Genomic DNA, 13183 nt, shown 5'->3' with positions numbered 1-13183 from the left:
TTACCTGCTTTCGCCATTCTGGTAAGGCGGTTGGGAGACATCCACGGGGGGCCGCGGAGGCAGTGCTGCAGACTCAGCCAGGGTGAAGCGTTCGGCAAGTCCCAGCAGGCCCAGAACGATCAGGTAGAGAGGCCAGCTCCGGCCAAAACTGAGGATGTGCCACTGGTTGAGAATCGCCGTGACCCCGAAGGTAAGCAGCAGGATGGGACCGCGAATGCGACGCAGGAAATAATAACGATCCATCATGCACCCCCCACAGGAGGAGGAACGCTGCGCGTCCTCCGAACCAGCAGCCATACACCGACGACGATCACAATGACCGGCCAGCCCTCTCCTATCCAGTCGAAGCGGAAGATTCCGAGGGTGCTGAAGAGGAACAGCATTCCGACAACGATAAGGACGATCGCTCCAATCGGTTCAGACCGCGCCGGTGGAATCGGTGGCGCCATAGGCGGTATCGGGACGCCCGGGGTGGCCTGCGCCGCGGCCGGCGGCTCCCCATAGGCGGAAGCATAGGGTGAGGGCGGCGCCACATAAGGCGCAAACGGAGCAGCGGCCGGCGCCCCACGCATGCCCATGCGATTCCCGAGATCATTCAACCCGAAAGGGTCCGGCAGAGGCAGGCCGTCCCGGCGCGCCCGGGCTGTGTGGGCGGCATCGAAGACCTGGTACGCAACCCATGCAGCGATGAAGATTCCAAAGATTCCGTTGTGATTGGAGAGTCCGATCAGGAGGGCAAAGACCACGACATGCACCAGCGCCTTGGCGAACTGGCCGTTGTACATCGCGCCTACGCCAGGGATGAATCCGAGAACTGCGGCGGTGACGGGATTAGGGGAACCGGTGACCGGAGAAGCCGCTGTTGACGCAACTCCAGCCGCGGGTACGCCCAGTCTGGCGGCAAGGCAGCTCTCGCAATAGATCAGCCCCTGGACAGAGCGGACACACTGCTCGCAAAGCGGCTTGCCACAACTCTGGCAGTAGGCGGATACAGGTGTTTCAGGATGATTGGCGCAGTTCATAGCAGGCCCCCTTTAATGGCGCCGATTTTGCAGATAGCGAGTGCCGCGGCTGAGGCACTCCACCAAGACGGCTTTGTCTCTTGATCCTTGCGTGCCAGTACGGGTGGGCCTGCCAGTGCGCCTTCAGGCGTATGCATGCGGCTTCCATTCTTCCGGGCTCTGCCGTCCGGGTTGGCCTTTTCCTGCTTCGGCGCAGGCTCGGACTGGGGCGTGGCTTCTGAATCACGCCGCAGCTCCCGCACTCTGGCCTCGACCTCATAAATAACGCGAAGGTTGTCGTAGTAGCGAACAATCTGTCCCTTCGTGCCGTAGAACTGCCGGGAGAGGTTGGCCTGCATGCTGGAGGGCCTGAGGTCAGCCAGCCGAAGCTGCGTAAGCTTTACCCCGGCAAGGTTCAACGTAATCCCGATAGAGAAAAAGGCCATCGCCGCAGTCATCAGGAGGCGCGCATTCAGATAGGCGCGCTGGTTGGCGAAAGCACCCAGATGCATGACGGGTGCCGGGTGCATCGGCGCCGGAATGCCCATGGCGACAGGGCGGCCGAGGCCGGTGGTGCGCGCCAGAATCCTTGCCTGCAGATCGGATGGAACCTCAGGCTCCTCATGCAGGAATGCGAGCCATTCACGCCCCTCGCGGGCATGCTTCAGAATTTCACCGCAGGCGACGCAGTTCCTGCCGTGCGATTCAAAGGCTACGCTGTCAGTTGCTGGAAGCGTTCCATCAAGCGCATCGGCGAGCATCGCTTCCCACTCCTCGCACGGCAGCCCGACTGGTTCCGCTTGCGGCGTCCTTTCAAATGGATTTCGGTCCTTCATCGCTACACCACCTGCCCTCTGTTTTTTTCCAGCAAACGCGCTAGCTCCGCGCGGCCACGGCTGATACGGGACTTCACCGTGCCCTCGGGAATGCGCAAAACCTGGGCAATCTCCTTGTAATCCATATCCTGGAGATCCCGCAGAATGACTGCTTCGCGCAGTTCAGGCGAGACTTTTGCCAGCGCCTGCTGCACCATTTTTTGAAGCTCCCGGCCTGCAGCCCGATCGTGCGGACTGGGCCGGTTATCGGCAATGCGATCTGAGACAGGCAGCTCGTCCACGCCGTCCCAACCCGCATCAATCGAATCCGTTACCCGCTGCTGCTTTGTACGACGGAAGTGATCGACCAGAAGATTCCGGGTCAATGTCGTCGCCCACGTCTTGAAACTGCCGCGAACCAGATCGAACGACGCAAGATTTCCGTAGATCCGCAGAAACACTTCCTGAGTCAGGTCCTCAGCATCCTGAGGAGATCCCGTAAAGCGATAGCAAATACAGTAGATGCGCCGATGATGGGCACGCACCAGCTCAGCCCATGCGTGAGAATCGCCATCGAGGCAGCGACGAACGATCAGCGACCAGTTCTCGTCTTCCGCAGGCGCCGCTACGGGAGGCGGAACAGTCCGCCTGTGTTCCGGCTCAGAGTTGGATGGGCGGGATCGCATCGGGCGGCTCACAAAACCTTTCCGGGGATCGGCCAGTCCAGCACTGCTCCACGGGATTGCGCCTGCCATACTCATGCAAACCATTACGCAATGGGGACGCGCATGGTTCCCTTAAGTAGGGAGGCAAGGATTTGACTGAGCATACAACAATTTAGGAAAAATTTGATGAGGCATTAAAAACGGGAGACAATGGGGCGCATCCCCAAGGCATACAGAGAGATAGCCTGAGGATGCACCCGCTTTACCGCAAATAGCCCACTACCCCTGCTGCATGAACTCTGGCGCAACCGGATTTTCGTACAGAGAGTAATCGCGCGTCACCACGGTAATGCCGCTGGGCGTGACAAAGTAGTTCTTCCTGTCTTCGTTCTGGTCATAGCCGATCACGGTGCCCTCGGGAAGGTGCACATCGCGGTCGATAATCGCTCGCCGTATGCGACAATGGCGGCCGATGTTGACGTGAGAAAACGCGATCACTCCATCGATCTCGGAATAGGAGTTCACGCGAACGTCCTGCGAAAAGACGCTGTTGCGCACGACCGCGCCGGAGACGATGCAGCCTGCGCAGATAACCGAATTGATCGCCATCCCGGTACGCCCTGGCTCGCCAAAGACAAACTTGGCAGGCGGATACTGCCGCACCCGGGTCCGCATGGGCCAGTTTATATCGTAGAGATTAAAGGTCGGCGATACCGAAGCGACATCCATATTCGCGTCGTAATAAGCATCCAGCGTGCCCACATCCCGCCAGTAGAGAGCCTCCTGGCGATTCTCGTCGATGAAGTTGTAGGCGTGCATCTTGTATTGCCCAAGCAGGTTGGGCAGGATGTTGTGCCCAAAGTCGTGCTTGGAATTGGGGTCCTCGGCGTCCTTCATCAGCGCCGGCAACAGCACGTCAGTGTTGAAGAGGTAGACGCCCATCGACGCATCCACCATGTTCGGATTGAGCGGGGAGCGCAGGTTAGTGACCTTTGGCTTCTCCTGAAATCCGATGACCTCACCGGTGCGGCTGACCTCGACAATCCCGAAACTTGAACTTTCTGACGGATCGATGGCCAGCGTAGCCAGGGTCACATCTGCCCCTGTGTCCTTGTGGTGCTGCAGCATCTTGCCATAGTCCATCTTGTAGATGTGGTCGCCGGAGAGAATCAGCACATGCTTGGGCTGCTCGGAGCCAATCGAATAGATGTTCTGATAGACAGCGTCGGCTGTGCCCATATACCAGTTGGCGCTGACCCGCTGCATCGGCGGCAGGATCTCGATAAACTCCCCCAGATCCTGGGCCACGGCGCTCGTCCAGCCCTCGCGGATATGGCGATTGAGCGAAAGCGCCTTGTACTGCGTGAGGATATACACACGGCGCAGGTCGGAGTTGATGCAGTTGGAGAGAGTGATATCGATGATGCGGTAGTTGCCGCCAAAGGGCACTGCCGGTTTCGCGCGATCACGGGTCAGAGGAAAAAGTCTTTCACCAGCCCCACCGGCAAGCAATACTCCTAGCGTATCTTTCATACCTGACATTTAGCCGAACATCCCTTTCGTATCTCGCGTTCGCGGTTACCCGAAGTTTTAGGCGCGTCCCACGCTACAGGACGTGCGGAATTCGCGATACTACCACAGGGAGCGGCCATCTAACATCCACGTAGATCCCAGGTGTCTATTCGCCGTCCCCTTCTACTGAAATGCGGAGTGACCGCAGGAAGTTCAAGTCCTGTGTAGAAAAGGGCTTACCGTCCAAACTCTCGCTCAGCTTCATCTGCTTGGATGACTCCTTGCCGCTGCCCGGTTGCTGCTCGAGCTCGTTCAGACCGATGGTCGCCTCGAGCATCAGCAACACCTCGAATCCCTGCTTTCTGATGTCCTGGACCACTCCGGCGATGTGGTCGGACTCCGAAACTGTCTCGTGAATCGCTTCTCCCAGCTGCTGGACCAGCTTTCGCAATTTTTGGTTCAAAGGTCTACTCCAATCCTGCCGGGCGGAACTCGATGCCCGTCCGGCGAACCGATTTCTATCTACCTTACTTCTGATGTTTATGGGGAGCAATCCGAATCTGACGACGGAGAAACTATTCCTTATTTCTTTTCCGGTAAACTTCTGGTAATGCAGCCGGACACCTTCGGGCGAAAAGTCGGGATCGGACTACGAGTAGCCGGCAGGCTTCTTCGGAGCCGTGCCGGAGATGCGGCGGTCGCCGCTCGTCGCGATGCCCCTGTCTATCTGGAGCGCGGACGCGCCGTAGCCAAGGGCAGCCGCAAGCTGGGCTCCTCCCTCTGGCAGCCCGTCGCCCACGCCGGCAGCGTGCTGTGGCTTGAGGTAACAGGCCTGTTCTTCGCGCTTTTTGCTCTCTTCTTCCTGCAAAATCTCTATCGCCTTCGCGACGCCTGGAGAACCGGTGCAGAGCACCAGCATTTTGTTCTCTACGTTATCTTCGCGGTACTGTTCGCCTATTTCTCTGCCAGCTCGTTTTACCGGGCGCGCCGCAGAAAGCGCCGCAGACAGGCCGAGGGCCGTTAGGACTGGCAGCAGGCTTCAAAAAAAGGTCAGTGGTGCTTTATTAGCGTCAGCATCAGGCTGCTGACGCCGTTCCAGGCGATCTGGACGCCGATGCACAGCAGGAGAAAGGCAATGACCCGCAGAATGCCATGCGCTGTCTGAGGGGAAATCTTCCGCGTGATCAAGGGCGCGTAAGCGTATGCAAAGTAAACAAACACGCAGAGAATCACGACCGCCAGCAGGATGCCAAGATGGGCGAGCAGGTTCCTCACCAGCGGGTGCGCAGAGGCATGCGCCGTCAGTGTCAACATGATCACGATGCAGCCCGGACCGGCCGTCACCGGAAACGTCAACGGGTAGAAGGTCTGCTGATCGAGATTTGCATAGGAAGCATGCGCCTGGTCTTCCTTCTCCTCCTGCTGTTTCGCGCCCGAGTCCTTCCCATTAAGCAGCGACCAACCCATGGCCGCCAGCACAAGGCCACCCGCCACCTCTACAATTGGCAGGGAAACCCCAAAAAACTCAAGCAGGGCCGCGCCGATCAGTTCAATAATGAGCAGGAAAATTACGGTATTGACTGCGATCTTGCGCGCCAGCCGGCGATAAACCTCCGGTGGCGCTGAGCCTATCAAGCCGTAAAAAACCAGTGCCGAGCCGAGCGGGTTCACCAGCGGCAGCAACGCACTGAAGGCGATCCCGAGATAGGTCCAGACCAGGCGGATCATGAATTGTAATGTAGCAGGCGGCGGCTTCTAGACCGAGCGATGCTCCAGCGCCGACACCGAAGCGCCCAGCCCTGCAGCATCGATCGCCGCCTGCACCATGCAGTCGAAGCCCATGCAGGAGTTCATCATCAGGTGATAAAGACGGCGGTCCGTCCAGTCATGCTGGTAATAGCGGCGAACATAGGCAGCCCGGCGCTTATCCGTGGCGATGATTTCTTCCTCGGCGCTACCTGCATGCTCCGGAAAGTGCTCCTCAAACCAGCGAACCTTCCTCACCATGGAGGCATACACAAAGACGCGGAAAACATGCGGCGTCTCGAAGAGCACGCTGGACGCCCCGCGGCCCACAATCACGCAGTTCCCCTCGGAGGCGCGCTCGTTCAGATATTCCCTCACGAAGCCGACCATGCGCTCGCTGTCGAAGACTTCCTGCTCCGGCACCGCCGGCATCCGCTCGATAGAGCCATGCCAGAAAGCCTTGCCGAACCGGTAATACCACGGATCGAGGCGCTCATCGCAGTTCTTTGCCAGGCTCTGCGGAATACCCGCTTTCGAGGCAATCTCATCGATAAAGCACTGATCGATCAGTCTCCAACCCAGGCGTCCTGCAAGATGATGGGCAAACTCAGCACCCTGGCTGCCGTATTCACGTTCGACGGTGATGACGCGGACCATACTCTCGCCCCTAACGCTCTTAGCGAGAAGATGCTAGCACCCGGAAGAGATCAAAATCCAGCCTCGAAGCTTCACCCGCGCCTGAAATGCGCGCCTGATAGGATGGCTTCGTGACGCCCGCGCTCCTTGAGATCAATGAACTGTCCGTCCGCTTTGGCGCGGCGGCCACAAGGCCCGCGGTCGCGGGGCTCTCCCTGCGCATCGCCCGCGGTGAGGTTCTCGGACTCGTAGGCGAGTCTGGCTCAGGCAAGTCAGTCACTTCGCTCGCCATTTTGCGGCTGCTTGATCCTGCCGCAGCCCGCGTAACCGGGTCGATCCGCTTTGAGGATCGGGAGCTGCTCACGCTGCCCGAGGACGAGATGCGCAGGCTCCGGGGCAGCGGTATCGCCATGATCTTTCAGGAGCCGATGACGGCGCTCAATCCCGTCATGCCGATCGGCGAGCAGATTGCCGAAGCAGTTCGCATCCACCAGCCGGGTCTCGGAAAGCGGCAGGTGCGCGAGCGGGTCATCGAAGCGCTGAATGCCGCCGCTTTTCCCCGTCCCGCCGAGCGCTACTCCGATTATCCGCACCAGTTCTCCGGAGGCCAGCGGCAGCGCATTCTCATCGCCATGGCCGTCGCCAACCGTCCACGGCTGCTGATTGCCGACGAGCCGACAACCGCGCTCGACGTAACCGTCCAGGCCCAGATACTCGATCTGCTGGCAAAGCTGCGCGAAGAGTTTTCGCTCTCCATGCTCTTCATCACGCACGATCTCGCGGTTGTCTCGCAGGTTGCTGACCGCGTCGCAGTCATGCGGCACGGCAGCCTGCTGGAAGAAGGCCGTTGCGGCGATGTCTTCGCGCACCCGCAGCACGAGTACACGCGCAGCCTGCTGCATGCCGTGCCTACGATGACCACAGACCTTGAACGGCCCCTGGCCACCCTCTCGTAAATTTGCTGCTTCTTTAGGCGGGGCGCTTCTTTACATATCTGCGGCCGGCGACGTGATATTCGCCGGAGAGTACGCGGGCAATACCCTCCGTATACGCCAGGTGCTCCTGCGCCAGAATGCGCAGGCTCAGCGCATGCTCATCGTCCTCTTCGAAGACCGGGACCGGCTTCTGCAGGACGATCACTCCATGGTCCAGTTGCTCATCCACGAAATGTACAGTGCACCCCGCAAACTGCACTCCGTAATCCAGCGCCTGACGTTGGGCATCGAGGCCGGGAAAGGCGGGCAGAAGGGAGGGGTGAATATTCAGGATCCGTTCGGGAAAGGCCTGGACAAACTCCGGCGAGAGCAGCCGCATGTAGCCGGCCAGGCACACAAGGTCAACGCCCTGCTCCCGTAGCTTTGCAATCATCTCGGCGTCATGCTCTGCCCGCTTGCGGCCTTTGGCTTCTATGACAAAGGCGGCCAGCCCGCGCTCCTGAGCCGCCGCAACTCCCGGCGCGTCTGCCTTGTTTGAGATCACGGCGGCGATCTCCGCATCGAGCCGGCCTGCTGCAATGCTGTCTGCAATGGCGAGAAAGTTCGATCCTCGCCCCGAGAGCAGGATGCCGAGCCGCGCCTTCTTCACTGATAGATGACCTTGCGGTCGCCCTTCACAATCTTGCCGATGACGTAAAACTTCTCGTTCGCGCGTTCGAGCATCGCCTTCGCGCGCTTGAACTTGTCCGCAGGAACCACCGCGATCAGACCGATGCCCATATTGAACGTACGCAGCATCTCTTCCTGCTCCACGTTGCCCAACTCGCGCAGGTGCTCAAAGATCGGCAGCACTGGCCAGCTGCCCAGCTCGACGCAGGCCGCGGTGCCCTTCGGCAGAATGCGCGGCAGATTCTCCGTGATGCCGCCCCCGGTGATATGCGCCATGCCCACGGTAAGGTCCGTGGCCGTGAGCTTCTTGATAATGGAGAGATAGCTGCGATGGGTCTTCATCAGCGCCGCACCGGCTTTTTCCTTGAGCGCATTCACATACTGCTCGGCCTTGTATCCGGCAACTTCAAAGAAAAGCTTGCGTGCCAGCGAATAACCGTTGGTATGCAGCCCGGTTGAGGGCAGTCCGATGAGCACATCGCCTGCTTTGATCCTGGCGCCCGTGACGATCTTGTCCTTGTCCGCCACGCCCACGATAAAGCCCGCAAGATCGTATTCGCCATCAGCATAGAAGCCAGGCATCTGCGCGGTTTCTCCGCCGATAAGCGCACAGCCGTTCGCGCGGCAGGCATCGGCAAGCCCGCTGACGATCTTCTCCGTGATCTCGCCGTCCAGGTGCCCGGTCGCAAGATAGTCGAGAAAGAACAGCGGCGTCGCGCCCTGCACTGCAATGTCGTTGACGCAGTGGTTCACCAGATCCGCGCCAACCGTGTGATGGATGCCCAGCTCAAAAGCGATCTTCAACTTCGTGCCCACGCCATCGGCGCTTGAAACGAGCACGGGCGACTTGTAGCGAGCCGTGTCGAGCTTGAAAAGGCCGCCGAAGCCGCCAATCTCGCTCAGCACCTGCTTAGTGAAGGTCTTCTGGGCAAGGTATTTAATCCGTTGCTTCGTCCGGTCGCCGCTCGATATATCGACGCCGGCATCGGCATAGGTCACGCTGGTACGCTTCTGATCTGGCAAGGCGATTCCGTCGGGATAAGGTGGTGTGGAATCCAAATTTTATCACCCGGACGCCCCTCGCGAGCGGCGAAACGGAATTGCCGCCCTTTACAAAGCGTATTTGCCGCCTTTACGGAGGAGTAACCAGGATCTCCAGGAGGCTATTCTTGCCTACAGCTCAAACGTCTCTTCCTCTGGAGCGCCTCACTTTCCGCAGGTCACTTTTCAGGAGTCGCAGCAGAGGGAAGCGCGCTGCAGTTACTTTCCGCCATCTTTCCCGCAAACCGTGCGTCAACCCAGGTCTTCATCTGGGCGGTAGACGAGGTTAAGACTGTCTCGTGAGTAGCCCCGCGCTGGACGACGTATTCGAGTGGCGTTCCGTTCTTGCAGAGCGATTCAACCTCATCATCCGTCCAGGAAGGCATTACCGTATCATCCGCGGTGCCCTGCGCCACCAGCGTCGGCACCCTGATCTCCAATCCATTCGGTTCATTCTCTGCCGCAACCTTCAAGACCGATGCAAGGTCTGCTCCCGGAAGAAACTGATCCTTGGGAATAGCCGTTGCCCAGTATCCCTTGCTGACAGTGGCCGTGATGCAGGCATGCTGGGTTTCCGGCAGGTGGTGCAACGCCTGTTTCGTCAGGATTTTATTCAGTTCAATGTTGGAATGGTTGGAGGCAAAAGACTCCAGCACATACATCGCGTACCCCAGCGCATAGGAGGGCGTGGATGCCCGCGTCATGGCTTGCAGAGTGGCCGCAATATGCGAGGCAGGCGCGAGGGCAATGTTTCCCAGGAGCGTCAGCTCGGGCACGTAGGCGGGCCCCAGCGCCGCGGTGAAGAGGTCAGCCTGTCCGCCCTGCGAATGCCCGATGGCAACATAGCGAGTGCCGATGCGCGGGTCTATTTCGCGGGCTGCACGAATGATATCGAGAGCACCGTGAGCCTCGGATGCGCCCTGCAGAAACGGATGGAGGCCCGGAGGGCCAAGTCCTTCGTAATCGGTAGCAACCACAACATAGCCACGCTTCACATAGTCGTCCATCACCACTTCGTGCATGCCTAGAAACTGATGTTCAGGCCCATCCGCCGTATCCAGCGATGGCGCGCAGAGCGGAGCAATGCCGGTAGTGCCGTGAGTCCAGGTTGTAACCGGCCAACCGCCCGCCGGTGGATCTCCGGCAGGAATGGCGACTGTACCGGTGACCGCCACATCCTTTCCGTCTTCGCTGGTGGAGTGATACATCACGAGCAAATTGCGCGCGGCGCTTTGCAACGCGGCGGCATCTGTCAAGGGAAGAGAGCGGATCACCTTTCCATGTTCTCCAGCAGGGAGTGGTGTGGGCGGAACATAGAACGCATGCATTGTCTGGGCAGGGCTTTGACTCGGGATCCCCATGCAGAATAGAAGCGCAGCAGCGACAAACGGAATTCGAAGGGGGATAAACAGCATGGAAGTCCTTCCACTCCAGATACAGATATTGACAAGGTGCCCTGTAAATGAAGCCTCACCTTACCAATGGGAGACGGAGCGCGCCTATGACGCTATCTGGTGATTGCCTACTGCTACCCTGATCTGTATCCTGCTGAAAAAATTGCTCCCCCGGCACGAGTTCCAGGTCGCACACTCTTATTACTGTTCTCTCTGGTTGGCATGTCTCCGCTCAGAATAGGGACCCGACGGATTCATCCGATAGTCGCGCAGCTGGCGATCAGACAATAGGTAGCAGCAGAGTTCAAGGTAATCCGCCATACGCTTTATCAGGCCCGTACGTAGTCGTCTCGCAGCTCCCGCAGATTGCATCATCGGTGCAAGCGGGAAACAAAAGCGCAGCTTGGAAACTGCGGCGGAATGGCGGAGGGAGAGGGATTCGCTACGCCTTAGCGTATTGAAAAAAACAAGTTATTGAAAAGTCGAGGCGCTCAATATGCAACAAACGCTAGATTGGGCGAATCGTTGCACGTATATTGCACGTAAGAGCACGTCTTCTCGATGGAACATGTCAGGCTGGTCATTCAACTCAAATCACCGTCCTCCTCCAAGACTTTCAGATAGCAATCGAGGTTGCTGCTGATCTTCTCGAAGACCTTAGGGAGAAGAGGCAGAATCTCGGAGAACGTCACATTCGGGCCGAGCTCAACTGAGTGGTAGTAGTTCAGATACGAAGCGATCGTTGCGCGATCAGCCTTTGAGACACTTTCCATCGGATCGCGCGTCGCGTAGTCGTGGAAGTTCGAGAGGTGAATGAAGGCGCATCCAAATTGGTAGACATTCCTCGCCCAATTGAAGAGGTATTTTGACAATTCCACCATCTCCCTGTCCCTAATGCGTCCCTTGGCGCCCTTCTTGGTCCATGGGCGCCCGTTAACCGAGTCCGTAATCAATGCGCTTCGATAGGAGCGGTCGGCTTGCGAAAGCAGGAAGATGACGCGGACGAGCGAATCGAGTTCTTGGCGAAGAATTGGCACCACGTTTGCGTGAAGTCTTCTTTCGTAGAGCAAGGAAAGCGATTCCGCGTTCTCGCGAGAACGCTTTTTTACTTGGCGAACAAAAATCTCCACGTTGGTAGTTATCATCAGCCGCAGATTAGCATAGCTCCCTGGGGATAAGTTCTACCTTGCAATACCACGTGGACGTGCTTTAGTGAGGATGGACTCGTTCTTTGAAAACTTGGGGTAACTAATCATTAAAAAACATGACAAGAGCAAAATTTGTTTGTCTTTCAAAAACAGAAATCTACACAGATATTTTGATTGATGGAAAATCAATCCCAGGCACGTTAGTCTCGGTTCACTTCCAAGTTGTGACCGCAACCAGCGACGAGAACAAATCGTTCTTCGCTTCGACGCCCTCCGGAACCATAGAATCTGGACAAATGAAGAAAGAGGTAGCAGACCAGTTTGAATTGAGCAAAGAGTATTATGTCGATTTCACTCCGGCCAATTAAATTAACTATCGCCCCAAGTTTTCAGAAAGTCCAGCCGAAAGGCTTATACTGTAAGGTATTTATTTTCAGCAACATAGCACTATTCGTTACACGTAGATTACACCCGTACACATATACAGACAGGCTAAATTGTCTGGAGTGAAAGACTTAGATCTGGCAGGGAGAGGTATTCACACTTGGCCAGTAACTTTTTTATTATCAGATGCTTATAAAATTCTTTATTTTTTATGACCACGGTTTGTGACCACGAATGAAACGGCGCTAGGGCAATAATTTGTGACCCTGCGGAGGTCGAGACGCCATGACACTCCTTAAGTCATCCTCAGACAGCCTACTTACAATTCACTTGAGACTGCTCCCGCCAGATAACGCCTACTTCGCCTCTCTGCGCTGGAGAGACTCGCGAACTGCTTCTTTGCTTACGCGTTCGTTAGAGCTGAAGTGAGACTTGCTGGTGGGCACTTCTATTCTTCGATAGATAAGTACAACGATTTAGTAAGTAGTAAGGAAATTACTCATTTTGTGGATATGTGAACGAGTCCTAATGGCGGTCTAGGTGGATCGATGCTGTAGCCATTTGACACCCATACCCCCCGCCGAGCACTTGCTCATCACCGTTAGGGTTCAGGCTTCCCATTTGCCTTACGCGTGTAGCGCTGGCATTTCAATCATGCCTGCGTAGGCATTGCGTCCCGCGTCAATCCCAGGCGATAGCACCCCACTTCTACAGGGCACTGAGGAAGCAGCATATTTCAATTGCTACGCATGAAAATCTGCAGTTTTGGAGACACGCATATTTCACGCCATACGGGTCTAGGAAACTGAACCGCCAGGGATTCGACCCCATACCCCTCACACAAGATCGGGGCATTGATTGCAGCGAGCTTGGCTGCAGGCCGTCGAGGGCGGCCCGCTCCATCGGTACATTGTGCGAAAAAAGCGAAGTAAGCGAATTAAGAACATAAGCTGCAAATTATCAGTTACTTATGCGATCCATCCTTCTGGGGAAGAATGCGAAGTAAGGCTGAAAAAATCCAATCGGCGCAGCAATTGGGCAGAGAAGCGTGTGATCTTCAGATCTGATGGAGCTGGCTTTCGTCAACACTAGTTGACGCTCGTCAAGGAGAGTTCGTCGACCTGACCTTCACTCACTATAAGCCGACTAATGAGATGGTCCGCCGCTTGATTCCCCTGCCTGAGCAGGAGGATCGTGAAGGCAGCTTCTAACAAGGAGGATCATCGCTATGCAGATT

General features: G+C 57.2%; 15 protein-coding genes. 3 read left to right on the top strand and 12 right to left on the bottom strand.

The genetic code is table 11. From position 1 onward, the window contains the following. The 6 genes from C7378_RS13770 to C7378_RS13745 form a co-directional block, all read right to left on the bottom strand. Positions 1 to 246 (bottom strand): hypothetical protein, encoded by a 246-nt coding sequence (locus C7378_RS13770; protein ID WP_131997937.1) that lies wholly within the window; start codon positions 244 to 246, stop codon positions 1 to 3. Then, positions 243 to 1022, bottom strand: a complete 780-nt coding sequence (locus C7378_RS13765; RefSeq protein WP_131997934.1) for a B-box zinc finger protein — start codon at positions 1020 to 1022, stop codon at positions 243 to 245. Before C7378_RS13765 ends, C7378_RS13770 begins: the two co-directional genes overlap by 4 nt. Further along, positions 1019 to 1837 carry an anti-sigma factor family protein gene (locus C7378_RS13760; protein WP_131997931.1) on the bottom strand — a complete coding sequence of 273 codons (819 nt, stop codon included), beginning with the start codon at positions 1835 to 1837 and terminating at the stop codon, positions 1019 to 1021. Before C7378_RS13760 ends, C7378_RS13765 begins: the two co-directional genes overlap by 4 nt. 2 nt (positions 1838 to 1839) lie before the next feature. Next, a complete protein-coding gene (locus C7378_RS13755; protein WP_131997928.1) occupies positions 1840 to 2502 on the bottom strand; it encodes an RNA polymerase sigma factor in 663 nt (220 codons plus the stop codon). A 258-nt stretch (positions 2503 to 2760) separates the two neighbouring features. Further along, positions 2761 to 4014: a glucose-1-phosphate adenylyltransferase gene (glgC, locus tag C7378_RS13750; protein ID WP_131998601.1), complete on the bottom strand. Its 1254-nt coding sequence runs from the start codon at positions 4012 to 4014 to the stop codon at positions 2761 to 2763. A 145-nt stretch (positions 4015 to 4159) separates the two neighbouring features. Further along, positions 4160 to 4456: a hypothetical protein gene (locus tag C7378_RS13745; protein WP_131997925.1), complete on the bottom strand. Its 297-nt coding sequence runs from the start codon at positions 4454 to 4456 to the stop codon at positions 4160 to 4162. Positions 4457 to 4603: 147 nt separating this feature from the next. On the opposite strand from C7378_RS13745, the gene C7378_RS13740 reads away from it, so the two are divergent. Next, positions 4604 to 5017 (top strand): hypothetical protein, encoded by a 414-nt coding sequence (locus tag C7378_RS13740; protein WP_131997922.1) that lies wholly within the window; start codon positions 4604 to 4606, stop codon positions 5015 to 5017. A 26-nt stretch (positions 5018 to 5043) separates the two neighbouring features. Here C7378_RS13740 and C7378_RS13735 read toward each other — a convergent pair whose 3' ends face one another. Beyond that, positions 5044 to 5721, bottom strand: coding sequence for a MarC family protein (locus tag C7378_RS13735; protein WP_131997919.1), 678 nt, complete (start codon positions 5719 to 5721; stop codon positions 5044 to 5046). A 27-nt stretch (positions 5722 to 5748) separates the two neighbouring features. Beyond that, entirely contained in the window at positions 5749 to 6396 is a 648-nt protein-coding gene (locus C7378_RS13730) for a cytidylate kinase-like family protein (protein ID WP_131997916.1), read from the bottom strand. A 110-nt stretch (positions 6397 to 6506) separates the two neighbouring features. Here C7378_RS13730 and C7378_RS13725 point away from each other — a divergent pair, with 110 nt between their 5' ends. Next, positions 6507 to 7331: an ATP-binding cassette domain-containing protein gene (locus C7378_RS13725; protein WP_131997913.1), complete on the top strand. Its 825-nt coding sequence runs from the start codon at positions 6507 to 6509 to the stop codon at positions 7329 to 7331. A 13-nt stretch (positions 7332 to 7344) separates the two neighbouring features. On the opposite strand, the gene purN is transcribed toward C7378_RS13725, so the two are convergent. The 4 genes from purN to C7378_RS13705 form a co-directional block, all read right to left on the bottom strand. After that, the gene (gene purN, locus C7378_RS13720; RefSeq protein ID WP_131997910.1) at positions 7345 to 7959 is read right to left on the bottom strand and encodes a phosphoribosylglycinamide formyltransferase; all 615 of its coding nucleotides are present in this window, start codon (positions 7957 to 7959) and stop codon (positions 7345 to 7347) included. Next, a complete protein-coding gene (gene purM / locus C7378_RS13715; RefSeq protein WP_207901450.1) occupies positions 7956 to 9008 on the bottom strand; it encodes a phosphoribosylformylglycinamidine cyclo-ligase in 1053 nt (350 codons plus the stop codon). The genes purN and purM overlap by 4 nt, the downstream gene beginning before the upstream one ends. 191 nt (positions 9009 to 9199) lie before the next feature. Beyond that, positions 9200 to 10294: an alpha/beta fold hydrolase gene (locus tag C7378_RS13710; protein WP_165876814.1), complete on the bottom strand. Its 1095-nt coding sequence runs from the start codon at positions 10292 to 10294 to the stop codon at positions 9200 to 9202. 704 nt (positions 10295 to 10998) lie between these two features. Then, the gene (locus tag C7378_RS13705) at positions 10999 to 11451 is read right to left on the bottom strand and encodes a hypothetical protein (RefSeq protein ID WP_131997901.1); all 453 of its coding nucleotides are present in this window, start codon (positions 11449 to 11451) and stop codon (positions 10999 to 11001) included. Between the two features lie 227 nt (positions 11452 to 11678). Here C7378_RS13705 and C7378_RS13700 point away from each other — a divergent pair, with 227 nt between their 5' ends. After that, positions 11679 to 11930 (top strand): hypothetical protein, encoded by a 252-nt coding sequence (locus C7378_RS13700; protein ID WP_131997896.1) that lies wholly within the window; start codon positions 11679 to 11681, stop codon positions 11928 to 11930. Positions 11931 to 13183 lie beyond the last annotated feature (1253 nt).

Source organism: Acidipila rosea (genome assembly GCF_004339725.1).
Lineage (GTDB): Bacteria > Acidobacteriota > Terriglobia > Terriglobales > Acidobacteriaceae > Acidipila > Acidipila rosea.
This window is presented reverse-complemented; position numbering and strand designations above follow the sequence as displayed.